The following is a 15,311-nucleotide window of genomic DNA, read 5'->3' as shown; positions in this document are numbered from 1 at the left end:
AATAAAATGCGAGACTTGTGGAATCGTTCAACGATCCGTACGGTAGCCGCCATGTGACTCGAGCCACGATGAGCCCCCCACTGCGAGGTACCCCATGAACACGAACGTGACAGCAGGCACCACGAGTGCGGCCCGGCCGTTCGAGTGGTTCCGTTCCCTCGGCCCCAAGGGCCGCCGGGCGTTCTTCGGCGCCTTCGGCGGCTACGGCCTCGATTCCTTCGACTACCAGACGCTGCCCTTCGGGCTGGCCGCCATCACGGCCTACTTCGGCATCTCCTCGGGCGAGGCGGGCCTGCTCAGCACGACCACGCTGGTGGTCTCCGCGATCGGCGGCATCGGCGCCGGTGTGCTGGCCGACCGCATCGGCCGCGTCCGCACGCTGCAGCTGACCATCGCGCTGTACACGCTGTTCACGGTGCTGTGCGGGTTCGCACCGAACTTCGAGACGCTGCTGGTGTTCCGCGGGCTGCAGGGCCTGGGCTTCGGCGGCGAGTGGGCCGTGGGCGCCGCACTGGTCGCGGAGTACTGCGCGGCGCGCTACCGCGGGCGGACGGTGGCGTTCGTGCAGAGCGCGTGGGCCGTCGGCTGGGGCCTGCTGGTGGTCGTCTACACGATCCTGTTCAGCGTGCTCGACGACGCCGTCGCGTGGCGGGTGCTGTTCTGGGTCGGTGTGCTGCCGGCGCTGCTCGTGCTGTGGGTCCGGCGCAGCGTGTCCGACGCCGAGCACGCGACCGAAAGCCGCCTCAAGGCCCGCACGAAGGCGAACCCGTGGTCCTCGCTCGGCGGGATCTTCCGCCTCGACCTGGTGAAGACCACGCTCTTCGCGGCGCTGCTCGCGACCGGCGTGCAGGGCGGTTACTACACCCTGTTCACGTGGCTGCCGAACTACCTCAAGACCAGCCGCGGCCTGTCGGTGGTCGGCACCGGCGGGTACTTCGCGCTGCTGATCACCGGCGCGTTCATCGGCTACGTCTGCGGTGGTTACCTCGCCGACCTGATGGGGCGCAAGAAGACGTTCCTCCTGTTCTCCGTGCTGTCGGCGCTGCTGATCGTGCTGTTCGTGCAGCTGCCCTACGGCGCCAACGGGCTGATGCTGCTGATCAGCTTCCCGCTCGGCTTCTCGACGTCGGCGATCTTCAGCGGCTTCGGCGCGTACCTCGCGGAGCTGTTCCCGACCGAACTGCGCGCGACGGGCCAGGGTTTCACCTACAACTTCGGCCGCGCGGTGGGCGCCGCGTTCCCCGCGGTGGTCGGGTTCATGGGCGCGGGCGGCGCGATCGCGCTCGGCGCCGTCGGCTACGCGATCGCCGCGCTGGCCCTGCTGTGGCTGCCCGAAACGCGTGGCCGCGAGCTCACCGGGGTCCGATCATGACGACGTTCCGCGATCCGGCGGCACTGAGCCCGGCCGAAGCCCGCGCGCTGTTCCGCGCGGGCACGGACCGGCCGACGACGGGCTGGGCGCTCGGGTACACGCAGACCAACTTGATCGCGGTGCCGCAGGACTGGGCCGACGACGTGCTGCTGTTCTGCGCGCGCAACCCCGGGTCTTGCCCAGTGCTGGACATCAGCAAACCCGGCGACCCGGCCACGCGGCTCGCGCCCGGCGCGGACCTGCGCACGGATCTGCCGCGTTATCGCGTGTGGCACAACGGGGTGCTGACCGGCGAGGTCACCGACGCGACGGGTCTGTGGCGCAGCGACATGGTGGCGTTCTCGATCGGCTGCAGTTTCACGTTCGAGACGGCGCTGGCCGCCGGCGGCTTGCCGCTGCGGCACGTGGCGCAGGGCCGCAACGTGTCGATGTACGTGACCACGCGGCAGTGCGAACCGGCGGGCCGGCTGCACGGGCCGCTGGTGGTGTCGATGCGCTACCTGCCGGCAGGGCTGGTGGACGAGGCCGTGCGGATCACGTCGGCGATGCCCGCGGTGCACGGCGCGCCCGTGCACATCGGCGATCCGGCGGAGCTCGGCATCACCGACCTCACGCGGCCCGACTTCGGCGACGCCGTGGACCCCGAACCCGGTGACGTGCCGGTGTTCTGGGCGTGCGGCGTCACCCCGCAGGCGGCGCTGATGGCGTCCCGGCCACCGTTCGCCATCACGCACGCGCCGGGGTACATGTTCTTGACCGACCAACTCGAGGCCGACCACCGGGTGGAGTGACATGGATCTGAACAGCGACCTGGGCGAAGCGTTCGGCGCCTGGAAGATGGGCGACGACGAGGCGATGCTCGACATCGTCACGAGCGCGAACATCGCGTGCGGCTTCCACGCGGGCGATCCGGGTGTGATGCGCCGGGTGTGCGAGCGCGCCGCCGAACGCGGCGTGACGATCGGCGCGCACGTGGGCTACCGCGACCTCGCGGGCTTCGGCCGCCGCGCGCTCGACATCGACGCGCAGGACCTCACCGACGACGTGCTCTACCAGATCGGCGCGCTCGACGCGTTCGCGCGCGCCGCCGGAAGCCGCGTGAAGTACGTGAAGGCGCACGGTGCGCTGTACAACACCGCGGCCGTCGACGCCGAGCAGGCGGCGGCGCTCGTCGCCGGGGTGCAGCGGTACGGCTCGGACCTGGCGCTGTTGTGCCCGCCGGAGTCCGAGATGCTGCACGCGGCGACGGCGGCCGGCGTGACCGGCTACGCCGAAGCGTTCGCCGATCGCGCGTACACGCCGGAGGGCCGGCTGGTGTCGCGCAAGAAGCCGGGCGCCGTGCTGCACGACCCGGACGAGGTCGCGACCCGCGCCACGGCGATGGCGACGACCGGCGAGGTCGTGGACATCGAGGGCGGGAAGCTCGACCTGCGTGCGGTGTCCCTGTGCGTGCACGGCGACACCCCCGGTGCCGTCGACCTCGCGCGGCGGATCCGCACCGCGCTGACGGATTCGGGTGTGAAGGTGGAGTCGTTCGTGTGAACACGGTGTTGCCCTACGGCGGTTCGGCCCTGCTGGTGGAGGTCGACGACGTGCTCGGCTACCAGGCCGCGCTCGAACTCGCCCCGCCGGCCGGGGTCGTGGAGGTCGTGCCCGCCGCGCGCACGCTGCTGGTGCGCTTCGACCCGGCCGTCGCCGACGTCGCGGCGTTGACCCGCGAGCTCGGGGAAACGTCCACTGTGGACTTCCACCGCGCTTGTCCGGACCCGGTGACGGTCCCCGTCCGCTACGACGGCGAGGACCTGGCCGAAGTCGCGGAAGCGTCGGGGCTGTCGGTGCGCGAGGTCGCCGAACGGCACGCGGCGGGTTCATACGTGGTGGCGTTCTGCGGCTTCGCGCCGGGTTTCGCGTACCTGACCGGCTTGGACCCCGCGCTGCACCTGCCGCGCCGCTCGACGCCGCGCACGCGCGTGCCCGCCGGATCCGTCGCGATCGCGGGCGAGTACTCGGCGATCTACCCGCGCTCGTCGCCCGGTGGCTGGCACCTGCTGGGCCACACCGGCGCGCCCGTGTGGGACGTCGACCGCGCGGAGCCGAACCTGCTGCCGCCCGGCACCCGCGTCCGGTTCGAGGAGCGGTGATGACGGCCAAGGCCGAAGTGCTCGCCACCGGTCCCTTCGCGACCGTGCAGGACCTCGGTCGGCCCGGGCTCGCGGCCGCCGGCGTCGGCCGGTCCGGCGCCGCCGACCGCGGTTCGCTGCGCTTGGCCAACCGGCTCGTCGGCAATCCCGAGACGCACGCCGCGCTGGAGGTGACCCTCGGCGGGCTGCGACTGCGCGTCTCCGAAGCGGCGACCGTCGCCGTCACCGGCGCCGAGGTCGCGGTGCGCGCGGGCCGGCGCGCGGCCGCCCCCAACGGACCGATCGCGCTGCGGGCCGGCGACGAACTGGTGCTCGGCACCGCCACCCGCGGCCTGCGGTGCTACGTCGCCATCCGCGGCGGCTTCGACGTGCGGCCCGTGCTCGGCGCGCGCGCCACCGACACCATGGGCGGGCTCGGTCCGCCGGCCCTGACGCCGGGGATGACGCTGCCGGTGGGCGACGTCGTGGCCGGCTACCCCGTCGTCGACCTCGCCCCGCGCCCGCGGCTCGCCGGGGAACCCGTCCTGCGCATCACGCCCGGGCCGCGGCTCGGCTGGTTCACCACCGCCGCACTGTCCACTTTGGTCACCGCCCGCTACACCGTGACCGCCGACCTCGACCGCGTCGGCGTCCGCCTCGACGGCCCCGCGCTGACGCGCGCCCGCACCGGGGAACTGCCCCCGGAAGCGGCCGTGCCGGGCGCGCTGCAGGTGCCCCCGTCGGGCGTGCCGATCTTGTTCCTCGCCGACCACCCCGTGACCGGTGGTTACCCCGTGCCGGCCGTCGTCGACGAAACCGACCTCGACCTCGCGGCCCAGCTGCGACCCGGCCAGCGCGTGCGGTTCTCGCTGCGCTGACCTCGCCGCGACCACGCAGAACGCCGCCAGCGGCAGTTCCACCAGCGCCATGGCCACCGACTCGCCGACGTCCGGCCCGGCCGTGGTCACGTCGAACCACGCGTCGGCCAGCAGCAGCGCCGCCGTCGCCGCGCACGCGAGCGGCGCCCGCCGGTCGCGGCGAAGCAGCCACCAGCCGCTCAGCAGCAGGCCGGTCAGCTCCAGCACGTCGAGCCCGAGCCACGCCAGCCGCCAGTGCTGCGCGGCGTACGTGTCGGGCAGGGTCGCTGCGAGAACCCCCAGCCACGGCAGCATCCCCGCTCCGGCGAGTGCCGGAATCCACCCCCTGCGCATGACTTCCCCCTTCGTCCCGGCCAGGTTAGCCAGTTGCAGAGACTTTTTGCAAACTTTCTCTGCAATGGTTCTCTGCACTACTCTCGGCGCATGGCGGAACCACCGGAACAACGCGTCCTCACCGGCCCGGACCTCAAGGCCCTGCAGAAGGCGCTGGCCAACCCGGTACGCCGCGACATCCTCACCTACCTGGGCAAACACGGGGAGGCGAACTCGACGAGCGTCGCGAAGGCGCTCGGTGAGAGCACCGGCACCACGAGCTACCACCTGCGCAAGCTCGCCGAACAGAAGCTGATCGCCGAGGTCGAGGAGCGTTCGGCAGGCCGCGAACGCTGGTGGCGTTCGATGATGACGAACGTCTACACGCCACCGGGTCTCGAGCTGACCGACGACGAACGCGCGGCCCACACGCAGATCGGCGCGCTCAAGATGAGCCACGACCTCGACCTCGTGGTCCGCGCGTACGCCGGCTACGACACCTCGGACGGCTGGCACCAGATCCACCGCGCGGGCCTCACGCTGACCAAGGACCAGGTCGGCGAGTTCGCGGCCGAGTTCCGCGCGCTGCTGTGGAAGTACACGAGCGAAGGCGAGCCGGCGCCGGGCGCGCGGGCGGTGGCGGTGCGGCTCGTGGTGCTGCCGGAGGAGAACCTCACAGACCCGACACGCGCAGCGTCAGGTTGAGCCGGCCCGTCAGGCCCAGCTCCGGCTCGGCCGTGCCGGGCAGTGTCCGCAGCACGCCGTGGTAGGCGAGCCGCGAGGGCCCGCCGAAGACGAACAAGTCGCCCGAGCGCAGTTCGAGATCGGTGTACGGGCGGTTGCGGGTTTCGGTGTTGCCGAAGCGGAACACGCACGTGTCGCCCAGGCTCAACGAGACGACGGGATCGAGCGCGCGCTCGTCCTTGTCCTGGTGCATGCCCATCTTGGCGGCGGCGTCGTAGAAGTTCACGAGCGCCACATCGGGTTCGTAAGCGCTTTCCGGGGCGCCGTACGCCTCCGCCACCGCACGCCGGCCGAGGTCACCGAGCCAGGGTGGGAACGGTTCCACGGGCGAACCGTCCTCACGGGTGCGCGAGTAGCGGTACGGGATCCACTGCCAGCCGAGGCACACCATGCGCACCGACATCACGCCACCGCTCGGCAGCCGGGCCTGGCGGTACCCGCGCCAGCCGCGGCACGCGGCGACCAGCGAGCGTTGTTCGTCGAGGCTCAGCCAGCCGGGGACGTGGACGGCACCGGGCGTGATCTCCGCGCGGGGACGAGGCAACAGCTCCACCCCACGATTGTGCCCCTCCGCAGGAGCGACCCCGAAGGGTCCGGCCGGAGCGCTCCTGCGGTTGTTCCCCTCGCCAGAACCGCCGCCGTTGACGCTGCCACACCGATGTGTCACAAACCAAGTTTCCCGCGGCAACAAGATGGACACATGACTCCTGTGACCTGCGCAGGTCACAGGACGTCACCGCAACTCGACGACCGTAACCCCCGCTCGCGCCGGCACCGGATCGCTCATCGCGGCCAGCGCGGCCGGCACGTCGTCGAGGCCGATCCGCGTGCCGATCAACCCGGCGAGGTCGATGCCCGATCGCTCGACCACGCTCAGCAGCTCGGGGTACTCGTGCGCCTGCAGCCCGTGGATGCCCACGATCTCCAGCTCGCCCGCGATCACGCGGTGCATCGGGATCGGCGCGACGCCTTGCGCAGGCGGCATCAGCCCGGCCTGCACGTGCCGGCCGCGCTTGCGCAGGCTGCCGACGGACGCGGCGCACGTCTGCGGTGAGCCCAGGCAGTCGAGCGACACGTGCGTGCCGCCGTCCGTGAGCAGCCGCACGTGTTCGGCGAGCGCCTCCGGCCCGTCGAACGCGCCCGCGTCCACGCTCAGCACCGCGCCCGACTTCTCGGCCAGCGCCCGAGCAGCGGGCGACACGTCCACCGCCACGACCTTCGCACCCGCGGCGGCGGCCAGCAGCACAGCCGAGATCCCGACGCCACCGCAGCCGTAGACCGACACCCACTGGCCCGGGCGCACCCCGCCCTGGCGCAGCACCGCGCGGAACGCGGTGCCGAACCGGCAGCCGAGCGCCGCGGCCTCCGCCGCCGACATCGCGCCGGGCAGCGCCACGAGGTTCGCCTGGGCGTGCCCGATCGCGACGAACTCGGCGAAGGATCCCCAATGGGTCGCGCCGGGCTGGAACTCGTCGTCGCAGATCTGCTGGTCACCGCGGGCACAGTGGACACACGTGCCACACGCGCACACGAACGGGACCGTCACGCGGGCCCCGACCTGCCACCCGCGAACGTCTTCCCCGACCGCCGCGATCCGCCCCGCCAGCTCGTGGCCGGCCACGTGCGGCAGCTTCACCGCCGGATCGTGCCCCTGCCAGGTGTGCCAGTCACTGCGGCACACCCCGGTCGCCTCGACCTCGATGACCACCCCATCGGGTGACACCACCGGATCCGGCACCTCGACCACCCGGGGCAGCACCCCGAACTCTTCGATCACCACGCCACGCATGAGGCTGATCGTAGAGAGCGGGTGGTCGAACGCGGCGAACGGCGCGGGCCTGCGTCAGGCGGCGCGCACGCCGTTCGCCGCGGCCGGTCGCGCTCTAGGTGAGCGGCGGTGCCGGCGGGTGGTACTGGCCGCGAGATCTTGGCGGTCCCAGCAGTCTTCGCAGTGAATTCGGCGGGACACCGAGGATGTCTTCGAGATTCCTCAGTGCCTGCAAGGATTCCGGACGCTCCGGGCGGCACCGGCCCGATTGCCAGTGGCTCAGCGTCGCCAGGCTCAAGGAAGTCCCCCGACCCCTCAAGCGGTACCTGATTCGGTCCAAACCCAGCCCCCTCGCTCTGATTGCCGCGCGCAGGGCGTCCGCGAACGGTCCGGACTCGAGCAACCGCCCAAGATCCCGCTCCGCTGTTTCCGCCCTGTCCATCATCGACGTTCGCTGACCGGTCATCGCACACGCTCCGAACCATGTCGCTGTGGAAACTTCGGAGCGTAGGCCGGACTCCACATGATCGGAAGGCCCATCACCCGCCTGCGGAGAGAGAACGCGCGATCTCTGCGAAGGGTTCCGCGTAGCCGGAATTGACGGTGACGTAGGAAATCCCCCACCGTTCCCGCCAGCGGCGAAGAGTTTCCGTTGCCGCAGCGGGGTTTTCCGGCAGAACCGTGACTGCGCCGCCCGCCACGAGCTCGGGCACGTCCACTCCGGTGTACTTCGCGATGTGCGGCGCGGGCGCATTTCCGACGGCGATGAGGTTCACCGAAATTTCGATGTCGTCGAATCGCGACCCCGCCAATTCCCGAAAGTTGTCCACAATAGAATCAGCTTCGGTCTCGGTCGTGGTCGGCGCCCACGAGAGGGTGACGACATCGGCCTCGCGCGCGGCGAGCGCGAGCATCTTCGGCCCGCCGCCGGCGAGCAGCAGCCGCGGCCGCTCGGGTGTCTGCTTGAGGAACGCGATCGTGTCGGCGAGGCGTGCGATGCGCTCGCGCGGCTTGGCGAAGTCGCGGCCGAGGCGGTGCGCGAAGTCGCCGGCCCCGGGCCGGCCGACGCCGAGGCCGAGTTCGAAGCGTCCGCCGGTCACGCGGTGCAGGGTGCTGACCTGCCAGCCGAGCTGGCGGGCGTCGCGGAACGGGTCGGCGAGCACGAACGTGCCGAGCGTGAGCCGGCTCGTGACGGCGGCGGCCGCGGGCACGAGCGTGAGCGGGTCGGCGTCGCCGACGGGGTCGGTGGCGAGCAGGGTGTCGAGGCCGAGGTCCTCGAACCGGCGGGCCTGGTCGGTCCAGGCCTTGAGGTCCGGGGCGTACCCGGCGACGATCCCGAAGCGGAACGGTTTCGTGGTCATGGCGCCCATCGTCGGTGTCGACGGGGGTAGCGCACATCCGTCCGGGAGCGACACCCGGGCGTACGCACGTCGGCGGACGGCGTGTCCGTGCACAGTGCTCGGGCGGACAGGCTGTCAGTACACAGTGCTCACCGGAACGCTCAGCGGACGGCGACCGACAGCGCCTGCGCGATCTCCTTGCCGATCGCGTGCGTCGCGGCGTCCGGCGGCTGCCCGACCTTCACGACCATGGGCCCGCCGAACGGCTGGCGTTCGAGGACCTCGATGCGTTCGCCGAGCCCGATGGCGTGCTCGGTGAGGTAGCGCAGCAGGTCCGGATCCGTGTCCCACACGCGCACGATCTCGCCGACGGCGCCGGGTGGCAGGTCGTCCAGGATGCGCATCGGCAGCTCCTCGACGCTGCCGTCGGGCGCGGGGATCGGGTCGCCGTGCGGGTCGCGCAGCGGGTTGCCCAGCTTCGCGGCGATCCGCTCCACCAGGCGGTCGGACACCGCGTGCTCCAGCGCGTCGGCCTCCGCGTGGACCTCGTCCCAGGTGTAGCCCAGCTCGGAGACCAGGTACGTCTCGATCAGCCGGTGCCGGCGCAGCACCGACCGCGCGAGCAGCCGGCCCTCCGGGGTCAATTCGATCCCCCGGTACGGCACGTGGGCCACCAGCCCGAGCTGCGAAAGCTTCGTGACCATGCCCGACGCCGAAGACGGGCTCACCTCGAGGCGTCCGGCCAGCGTCGCGTTGGTCACGGCCTCACCGCGCTCGACGAGCCCGTAGATCACGCGCACGTAGTCCTCGACCGACGACGACCTCCGGACGGAACCATCTTCCATGCTGCATACGATACGGGTTCACCCCTCACCATCCGGACGCACCGAACGTGGTTCGACGCTCAACGATCTCGGCCCGGACCGGCGCCGCCGGGTGGTCTGCCGCGCGATCCGTTGTGTGGTCAGGCCGACGGACCTCACGGCCGCCAGCGGTACCGGATCCAGCCCGGCACCGGTTCGGCACCCAGCTGCGCGTAGAACGCCTCGGCTTTCTCGTTGCCCGCCTGCATGTCCCACTCGACGCGGCCGGTCGTGCGTGAGCGCAGCTCGTCGAGCAGCTCCCGGCCCAGGCCGTGCCGGCGGTACTCGGGGCGGATGAACAGGTCGTCGAGCCAGATGCCGGGCCGCGCCTGCCACGTCGAGAAGTTCCAGCTGCAGAACGCGAAGCCGGCGACGACGCCGGGCTGGTCCGGCGGGGTCGCGATCAGCACCCACGCCTTGGGTTCGGGCCCGAACAGGTGCGCGCTCATCTCGGCGCGGTCGAGTTTCAGGTCGTGCTTGTCCTCGTACACGGCGTGCTCTTCGATGAGCGCGCAGATCTCCTCGGCGTCTTCGAAGACGGCGTCGCGGACGGGCATCGGGAGCCCCAATCTGGTCGGTCTTGTCGGTGCTTGCGGTTACGGTGCGGCCATGACTCCGGAAGAGCGGTTCGAGGACCTCGTCGACGAGCTGCTGGACAGCGACGGTGCGAACGGTGTCGAACCGCCGCGGCCCGGCAGCGGGTTCGGGTCGAGTGCGCTGCGCGTGGACAAGCGGATCTTCGCCATGTGCGTGCGCGGGCACCTCGTGGTGAAGCTGCCGAAGCCGCGGGTCGACGAACTGGTGGCCGGCGGGCACGGCGTGCGGTTCGACGCGAACAAGGGCACGCCGATGAAGGAGTGGTTCACCCTGGCCGAAGACGCACCACTGGCGTGGCCCGCGCTCGCGCGCGAAGCCCTCGCGTTCGTCGGCCGCCGGTAGCTCACGGCGCCTCGTACCTCAGTTCGCCGCCCACGGCCGTGGCGAGCACGCGCACACCGTCCAGATCAGACAGTGGATCACCCGAAAGCGCGACGAAGTCGGCCAGCTTGCCGGGTTCGAGCGTGCCGAGGTCATCTTCGGCGAAGGTTGCGTACGCCGAGCCGTACGTGTACGCGCGCAAGGCTTCCGCCGGCGTGAGCGCTTCTTCCGGTGAGAACGGCGCGCCCGTCGCCGTCCGCCGGTTCACCATGTCGGCCAGCCCGAGCAGCGGGGCGCCGTCGACGACCGGCCGGTCGGAGCTCGCGGGCAGCTCGACGCCGGCGTCGAGCACACTGCGCAGGCGGTAGCACCACGGCACGCGCTCCTCGCCGAGCGCCGCGCGCATGCCGTCGCCGAGCTCGTTCACGAACCGGCCCTGCGGCGAAGCGATCAGCCCCAGCGAAGCCAGGCGCGTCAGCTCCGCGGGCTGGAGCACGGCGCAGTGCTCGATGCGGTGGCGGTGGTCCTTGCGCGGCGACGCGGCCAGCGCGGCCTCGTACGCGTCGAGCACCACCGTGATCGCGCGGTCGCCGATGGCGTGGGTCGCGATCTGCCAGCCCGCGTCGTGCGCGAGGCGGATCGTGCGGGTGAGATCTTCTTCGGGCACCTGGAAGTAGCCGCGGTTGCCCGGCTCGCCGTCGAACGGCTCGTGCATCGCGCAGGTGCGCCCGACCAGCGAGCCGTCGGCGAAGAGCTTCATCGGCCCGACGCGCAGCCACTCGTCGCCGAACCCGGTGCGCAGGCCGAGGTCGAGGCCGAACCCCGCGCTGTCGGACAGGTCGTGCAGCACGCTCGCGGCGACCATCACGGTGCTGCGCACGCGCAGCACGCCGCGTTCGCGCGCCAGCTGGTAGGCGGCCAGCTCGGCGGGCGTCTCCCCGACCAGCCCGCCGCCGATGCCGGCCTCCTGCACGCTCGTGATGCCCTCGGCGAGGAACCGCTCGCTCGCGCGGTCGAGCCCGCGGACCACGGCGTCGACTGGTGTCGGGTAGGTCAGCGGGCGCAGCAAGAGCTGGGCCTGTTCGCGCAGCAGCCCGGTCGGCGAGCCGTCGCCGTCGACCACGACGTCCCCGCCGACCGGCACGTGCGCGAGGTCGAGCTGGTGGAGCACGGCGGAGTTGACCACGGTCATGTGCCCGGACGTGTGCTTGAGCCGCACCAGCATCCCGGGCGCCGCGCGGTCGAGGCCGTGGCGGTCGGGGTGCTCGCCGCCCGCGAGCTTGTTCTGGTCGTAACCGCTCCCGACCACCCAGCTGCCGGCCGGCAGCTCGGCGGCCCGGCGCGCGACGGCGTCGTAGACCTCCTCGGTGGTGCGGCAGCCGCTCAGCGGCACGTCGTCGAGACCCATGCCGAACCACGCCATGTGGTTGTGGGCGTCGTGGAAACCGGGCACCACGTGTGCGCCGCCGAGGTCGACGCGCTTGCGCGCGGAGAGGTCCTCCGCGTCCGCGCCCAGCGCCACGACCCGCCCGTGGAGCACGGCGAGCGCACTGGTCCCGGTGGCGCTGTCCCCGGTGACACCGTCCCCGGTCAGCAGCCGGGCGTTCTCGTACACCGCGTCGACCCGCATGAGCCAGACCCTATCGATCGATCGATCGAACGTCTAGGCTCGCCGCATGAGCACCGTGGACCTCGCCGTCGAGGGCGGCATCGCGCACATCCGGCTGAACCGGCCCGAACGGCTCAACGCCGTGGCGCCCGTGCTGGTGGACGACTTCCTGACGGCACTCGACGGCGTCGCGCGCAGCGAGGCCCGCGTGGTCGTGCTGTCGGGCAACGGGCGCGCGTTCTGCGCCGGCCACGACCTCAAGGAGCCGGCGCCCGAGGGCGACTCACGGGCCCGCCTGGACCGGCTCCAGGACGTGACCCGCAAGCTGCGCGCGCTGCCGCAGCCGGTGCTCGCCGCGGTGCACGGTTACGCGATCGGCGCCGGCGCGGAGTTCGCGCTCGGCTGCGACCTCGTGCTGGCCGCCGAGGACGCCGTGTTCGCGTTCCCCGAAGTGTCGCTCGGGCTGAGCGTGACCGGCGCGGCCTCGCGCCTGCTGCCGCTGCTCGTCGGACCGCTCAAGGCCAAGGAACTGCTGCTGCTCGGCGATCGCGTCGACGGCCGGCGCGCCCACGAGCTGGGGCTGGTCAACGCTGCCGTGCCCGCCGGTGAGCTCATGCCGCTGGCGCTGGGCTGGGCCGAGAAGATCGCGCACCACCCCGCGGAGGCCGCGACGATGGCCAAGCGCGCGCTCGACGCCGGGATCGACCACGCCCTCGAGTCGGCGCTGGAACTGGAGGTCAGCCACGCGCTGATCACGGAGCACTCGGCCGCCGTGCGCGAGTCCACCGAGGCGTTCCGGAGCCGGGCGTGAAGCCCTTGGCGCGGGCGGACACCCTCGTCGCGCTGCTCAGTCGGGCCGCGCAGCTGTGGCCCGACCGGACGGCGTGGGTGTTCGACTCGACCGGCGAGCGCGTCACGTTCGCCGAAGTCGACGAGCGCAGCGGCCGGTTCGCCGCCGCGCTGCACGAGCTGGGTGTGCGCCCCGGTGACCGCGTCGCCGTGATGCTGCGCAACCAGCCGGAGTTCCCGCTGCTGTGGCTCGCGCTGGCGAAGCTCGGCGCGGTGCTGGTGCCGGTGAACACCAACTACCGCGAATTCGACGGCGCTCACGTGCTGCGCCACTCCGGCGCGCGCTTCGCCGTGGCGGGCGGGGAGTTCGTGGCGCTGCTGACGAAGATCGCGCCCGGCACCGCGGTGGAGCGGGTGCTGACGCCGGCGGACCTGACCGCGCCGGCGCCGCACCCGGCTGCGGCCACCGGACCCGTGGTCGCCGAGCAACCCGTGAACATCCAGTACACGTCGGGGACGACCGGTGCGCCCAAGGGCTGCGTGCTGCCGCACCGGTACTGGACCACGCTCGCGGTGAGCCTCGCGACGGACTTCCCCGCCGTGGGCGAGGACGACGTGCTGCTGACGGCGCAGCCGTTCCACTACATCGATCCACAGTGGAACGTCGCGTTGGGACTCGCGGGCGGCGCGACGCTCGTGGTGCTCGACCGGTTCCACCCGAGCACGTTCTGGGCGAAGGTCCGGGAGCACGGCGTCACGTGGTTCTACTGCCTCGGCCTGATGCCGGCGTTGCTGCTGCGCCAGCCGCCACACCCCGACGATCGTCACCACCGCGTGCGCGCGATCTGCGCGTCCGCGATCCCGCGGGAACTCCACGCGGAGCTGGAACAGCGCTGGGGCGCGCCGTGGTATGAGGCGTTCGGCATGACCGAGACGGGTGGCGACCTCCGCGTGTCCGAAGCAGATCACGACGCCGCCGTGGGCACCGGCTGCATCGGCCGGCCGAGCCGCGACCGCGAGGTGCTGATCGCGGGTGAGGACGGGAAACCCCTGCCCCGCGGGGAAACCGGCGAGCTGCTCATCCGCGGCATCGGCCTGATGCACGGCTACCACGACGATCCCGAAGCCACCGCGCGCGCGTTCGCCGGCGGCTGGTTCCACACCGGCGACCTCGCGAGCATGGACGCCGACGGGCGCGTGTTCTTCGCCGGCCGGACCAAGGACATGATCCGGCGCAGCGGCGAAAACGTCTCCGCCGACGAGGTGGAACGCGCGCTGCTGCTGCACCCGGCCGTGCGCCTCGCCGCGGTGATCGCGGTGCCCGATGAGCTGCGCGGCGAAGAGGTGAAGGCGTACGTCGTCTGCAACGGCGATCGGCCGAAGCCCGAGGAGCTGGCGGAGTTCTGCGCGGAGAAGCTGGCGTACTTCAAGGTGCCGAGGTTCTGGGCGTTCGCCGACGAGTTGCCGGTGACGCCATCTGAACGCGTCGCGAAGGGCGAGTTGCGGAAGGTCGCGGACCTGCGCGCGGGCTCGTGGGACCGGACGACGGGGACGTGGCTGTGAGCAGCGGCGAACGCGTGCGCGCGGCGGCGGTGAAACTGTTCGCCGCCAAGGGTTTCCACGGCACGGGGATCCGCGATCTCGCCCAGGAGGCCGACCTGTCGTCGGCGACCCTGTACCACTACATGGGCACGAAGGAGGATCTGCTCGTCGAGATCATGACCAATGCGCTGCGGCGGCTGCTCGACGCGGCGGCGAAGGCGACCGCCGGCGCGGTGGATCCCGTGGCGCGGCTGCGTTCGCTGGTGGCGCTGCACGTGCTCGCGCACGCCGCGCGGCCCGCCGAAACCCGCGTGGTGGACAACGAAGTCGACGCGCTTTCGGATGCCGCGCGTACGCGGGTCGTCGCTCTGCGGGACGAGTACGAAGCGCTGTGGTCCCACACCATCGCCGACGGCGTCGCGGCCGGCGTGTTCCACACCGCACACCCGGCCGTGACGCGGCTCGCTCTCCTGGAGATGTGCAGCGGCGTCGCGCGGTGGTACTCGCCCGCCGGGGCGCTGCCGCCGGAAGGCCTGGCCACGCACTACGCGGAGCTCGCGCTGGGCGCGCTCGGCCACCCCGCCGCGGTCCGCGTCGCCGACCTGGAACAGTGTCTCGAAGTCGTCGCCCAGGTGTGGGACGTGCCTGTTCAGCCGGGGTTTTAGCGTCGTACGCCTTGCTGATTGGCCTCGCGTGGGGGACGCTCGAAGGGTGACTGAGCAAACGATCCAACTGGAACTGGACGACTCGGGTCTCGCACCTAGCCTGCCCGCTCCTTCCCACCCCCGCGATCAGGTACAAGATGTGCCCTATCGCCCGGTCGAGTTCCGCGACGACGATCTGCCGACTGCACTGGAGCGCTGCGCGGTGTGGCTACGACAGGCTCAGGAGTGGCTCGGTGAACCGCTCGACGTGCTGGCGATCCACCTCGACTACGACGACCGCCAGGGTTCGCCCTACTACGACGTGAAGGTGCTCTGCAACGAAGAGGACCTGGCCGGCGTCCCGATCGCCCTCCGCAACAGCAAGTAGTTCCTGAGCACCCGTAATCTTCGT

General features: G+C 71.8%; 18 protein-coding genes. 11 read left to right on the top strand and 7 right to left on the bottom strand.

Annotated features, from left to right (window positions below; translation table 11 throughout):
* The first annotated feature begins 94 nt into the window (after positions 1-94).
* The 6 genes from ACIA77_RS15060 (at position 95) to ACIA77_RS15035 (ending at position 5,387) form a co-directional block, all read left to right on the top strand.
* Positions 95-1,372 carry an MFS transporter gene (locus tag ACIA77_RS15060; protein ID WP_395886436.1) on the top strand — a complete coding sequence of 426 codons (1,278 nt, stop codon included), beginning with the start codon at positions 95-97 and terminating at the stop codon, positions 1,370-1,372.
* Complete coding sequence (locus tag ACIA77_RS15055) at positions 1,369-2,163, top strand: putative hydro-lyase (protein ID WP_395886435.1); 795 nt, start codon at positions 1,369-1,371, stop codon at positions 2,161-2,163. Before ACIA77_RS15060 ends, ACIA77_RS15055 begins: the two co-directional genes overlap by 4 nt.
* A 1-nt stretch (position 2,164) precedes the next feature.
* Positions 2,165-2,914 (top strand): LamB/YcsF family protein, encoded by a 750-nt coding sequence (locus ACIA77_RS15050; protein WP_395886434.1) that lies wholly within the window; start codon positions 2,165-2,167, stop codon positions 2,912-2,914.
* Complete coding sequence (locus ACIA77_RS15045; protein WP_395886433.1) at positions 2,911-3,513, top strand: allophanate hydrolase subunit 1; 603 nt, start codon at positions 2,911-2,913, stop codon at positions 3,511-3,513. The genes ACIA77_RS15050 and ACIA77_RS15045 overlap by 4 nt, the downstream gene beginning before the upstream one ends.
* Entirely contained in the window at positions 3,513-4,370 is an 858-nt protein-coding gene (locus ACIA77_RS15040; protein ID WP_395886432.1) for a biotin-dependent carboxyltransferase family protein, read from the top strand. The genes ACIA77_RS15045 and ACIA77_RS15040 overlap by 1 nt, the downstream gene beginning before the upstream one ends.
* 423 nt (positions 4,371-4,793) lie before the next feature.
* Positions 4,794-5,387 carry an ArsR/SmtB family transcription factor gene (locus ACIA77_RS15035; RefSeq protein ID WP_395886431.1) on the top strand — a complete coding sequence of 198 codons (594 nt, stop codon included), beginning with the start codon at positions 4,794-4,796 and terminating at the stop codon, positions 5,385-5,387.
* On the opposite strand, the gene ACIA77_RS15030 is transcribed toward ACIA77_RS15035, so the two are convergent.
* The 6 genes from ACIA77_RS15030 to ACIA77_RS15005 all read right to left on the bottom strand — a co-directional run bounded on the left by ACIA77_RS15030 (position 5,356) and on the right by ACIA77_RS15005 (position 9,954).
* On the bottom strand, positions 5,356-5,979 hold the full coding sequence (locus ACIA77_RS15030; protein ID WP_395886430.1) for an alpha-ketoglutarate-dependent dioxygenase AlkB family protein: 624 nt from the start codon (positions 5,977-5,979) through the stop codon (positions 5,356-5,358). The genes ACIA77_RS15035 and ACIA77_RS15030 overlap by 32 nt on opposite strands.
* 180 nt (positions 5,980-6,159) lie before the next feature.
* The gene (locus ACIA77_RS15025; RefSeq protein WP_395886429.1) at positions 6,160-7,215 is read right to left on the bottom strand and encodes an alcohol dehydrogenase catalytic domain-containing protein; all 1,056 of its coding nucleotides are present in this window, start codon (positions 7,213-7,215) and stop codon (positions 6,160-6,162) included.
* Positions 7,216-7,309: 94 nt separating this feature from the next.
* Complete coding sequence (locus tag ACIA77_RS15020) at positions 7,310-7,660, bottom strand: transcriptional regulator (RefSeq protein WP_239154366.1); 351 nt, start codon at positions 7,658-7,660, stop codon at positions 7,310-7,312.
* Between the two features lie 73 nt (positions 7,661-7,733).
* Entirely contained in the window at positions 7,734-8,555 is an 822-nt protein-coding gene (locus ACIA77_RS15015; protein WP_395886428.1) for an LLM class flavin-dependent oxidoreductase, read from the bottom strand.
* A gap of 140 nt (positions 8,556-8,695) precedes the next feature.
* A complete protein-coding gene (locus ACIA77_RS15010; RefSeq protein ID WP_395886427.1) occupies positions 8,696-9,379 on the bottom strand; it encodes a metal-dependent transcriptional regulator in 684 nt (227 codons plus the stop codon).
* 134 nt (positions 9,380-9,513) lie between these two features.
* Positions 9,514-9,954 carry a GNAT family N-acetyltransferase gene (locus ACIA77_RS15005; protein ID WP_395886426.1) on the bottom strand — a complete coding sequence of 147 codons (441 nt, stop codon included), beginning with the start codon at positions 9,952-9,954 and terminating at the stop codon, positions 9,514-9,516.
* 52 nt (positions 9,955-10,006) lie between these two features.
* On the opposite strand from ACIA77_RS15005, the gene ACIA77_RS15000 reads away from it, so the two are divergent.
* Positions 10,007-10,336 carry a hypothetical protein gene (locus ACIA77_RS15000; RefSeq protein WP_395886425.1) on the top strand — a complete coding sequence of 110 codons (330 nt, stop codon included), beginning with the start codon at positions 10,007-10,009 and terminating at the stop codon, positions 10,334-10,336.
* A gap of 1 nt (position 10,337) precedes the next feature.
* Here ACIA77_RS15000 and ACIA77_RS14995 read toward each other — a convergent pair whose 3' ends face one another.
* Entirely contained in the window at positions 10,338-11,945 is a 1,608-nt protein-coding gene (locus ACIA77_RS14995) for an amidohydrolase (RefSeq protein WP_395886424.1), read from the bottom strand.
* A gap of 46 nt (positions 11,946-11,991) precedes the next feature.
* Between ACIA77_RS14995 and ACIA77_RS14990 the strand changes: the two genes are divergently transcribed.
* Genes ACIA77_RS14990 through ACIA77_RS14975 form a run of 4 tightly spaced genes read left to right on the top strand, consistent with a single transcriptional unit; the run spans position 11,992 to position 15,287 of the window.
* Positions 11,992-12,735 (top strand): enoyl-CoA hydratase/isomerase family protein, encoded by a 744-nt coding sequence (locus tag ACIA77_RS14990; RefSeq protein ID WP_395886423.1) that lies wholly within the window; start codon positions 11,992-11,994, stop codon positions 12,733-12,735.
* Positions 12,732-14,276 carry an ATP-dependent acyl-CoA ligase gene (locus ACIA77_RS14985; RefSeq protein WP_395886422.1) on the top strand — a complete coding sequence of 515 codons (1,545 nt, stop codon included), beginning with the start codon at positions 12,732-12,734 and terminating at the stop codon, positions 14,274-14,276. Before ACIA77_RS14990 ends, ACIA77_RS14985 begins: the two co-directional genes overlap by 4 nt.
* Positions 14,273-14,920, top strand: a complete 648-nt coding sequence (locus ACIA77_RS14980; RefSeq protein ID WP_395886421.1) for a TetR/AcrR family transcriptional regulator — start codon at positions 14,273-14,275, stop codon at positions 14,918-14,920. Before ACIA77_RS14985 ends, ACIA77_RS14980 begins: the two co-directional genes overlap by 4 nt.
* A 46-nt stretch (positions 14,921-14,966) precedes the next feature.
* A complete protein-coding gene (locus ACIA77_RS14975; protein ID WP_204093137.1) occupies positions 14,967-15,287 on the top strand; it encodes a hypothetical protein in 321 nt (106 codons plus the stop codon).
* The last annotated feature ends 24 nt before the right edge of the window (positions 15,288-15,311 follow it).

The sequence above is a fragment of the Amycolatopsis sp. NPDC051903 genome, assembly GCF_044452505.1.
Taxonomy (GTDB): Bacteria; Actinomycetota; Actinomycetes; order Mycobacteriales; family Pseudonocardiaceae; genus Amycolatopsis.
The sequence above is the reverse complement of the archived record's forward strand: the minus strand, read 5'-3'. Positions and strand labels throughout refer to the sequence as shown.

Excerpts from the sequence above, each read along its gene's own strand:
- ACIA77_RS15000 (WP_395886425.1), top strand. The coding sequence starts at position 10,007 with ATGACTCCGGAAGAGCGGTTCGAGGACCTCGTCGACGAGCTGCTGGAC.
- ACIA77_RS15010 (WP_395886427.1), bottom strand. The coding sequence starts at position 9,379 with ATGGAAGATGGTTCCGTCCGGAGGTCGTCGTCGGTCGAGGACTACGTG.
- ACIA77_RS15040 (WP_395886432.1), top strand. The coding sequence starts at position 3,513 with ATGACGGCCAAGGCCGAAGTGCTCGCCACCGGTCCCTTCGCGACCGTG.
- ACIA77_RS15035 (WP_395886431.1), top strand. The coding sequence starts at position 4,794 with ATGGCGGAACCACCGGAACAACGCGTCCTCACCGGCCCGGACCTCAAG.
- ACIA77_RS15050 (WP_395886434.1), top strand. The coding sequence starts at position 2,165 with ATGGATCTGAACAGCGACCTGGGCGAAGCGTTCGGCGCCTGGAAGATG.
- ACIA77_RS15020 (WP_239154366.1), bottom strand. The coding sequence starts at position 7,660 with ATGACCGGTCAGCGAACGTCGATGATGGACAGGGCGGAAACAGCGGAG.
- ACIA77_RS15060 (WP_395886436.1), top strand. The coding sequence starts at position 95 with ATGAACACGAACGTGACAGCAGGCACCACGAGTGCGGCCCGGCCGTTC.
- ACIA77_RS15025 (WP_395886429.1), bottom strand. The coding sequence starts at position 7,215 with ATGCGTGGCGTGGTGATCGAAGAGTTCGGGGTGCTGCCCCGGGTGGTC.
- ACIA77_RS15055 (WP_395886435.1), top strand. The coding sequence starts at position 1,369 with ATGACGACGTTCCGCGATCCGGCGGCACTGAGCCCGGCCGAAGCCCGC.
- ACIA77_RS14995 (WP_395886424.1), bottom strand. The coding sequence starts at position 11,945 with ATGCGGGTCGACGCGGTGTACGAGAACGCCCGGCTGCTGACCGGGGAC.
- ACIA77_RS15015 (WP_395886428.1), bottom strand. The coding sequence starts at position 8,555 with ATGACCACGAAACCGTTCCGCTTCGGGATCGTCGCCGGGTACGCCCCG.
- ACIA77_RS15005 (WP_395886426.1), bottom strand. The coding sequence starts at position 9,954 with ATGCCCGTCCGCGACGCCGTCTTCGAAGACGCCGAGGAGATCTGCGCG.
- ACIA77_RS14990 (WP_395886423.1), top strand. The coding sequence starts at position 11,992 with ATGAGCACCGTGGACCTCGCCGTCGAGGGCGGCATCGCGCACATCCGG.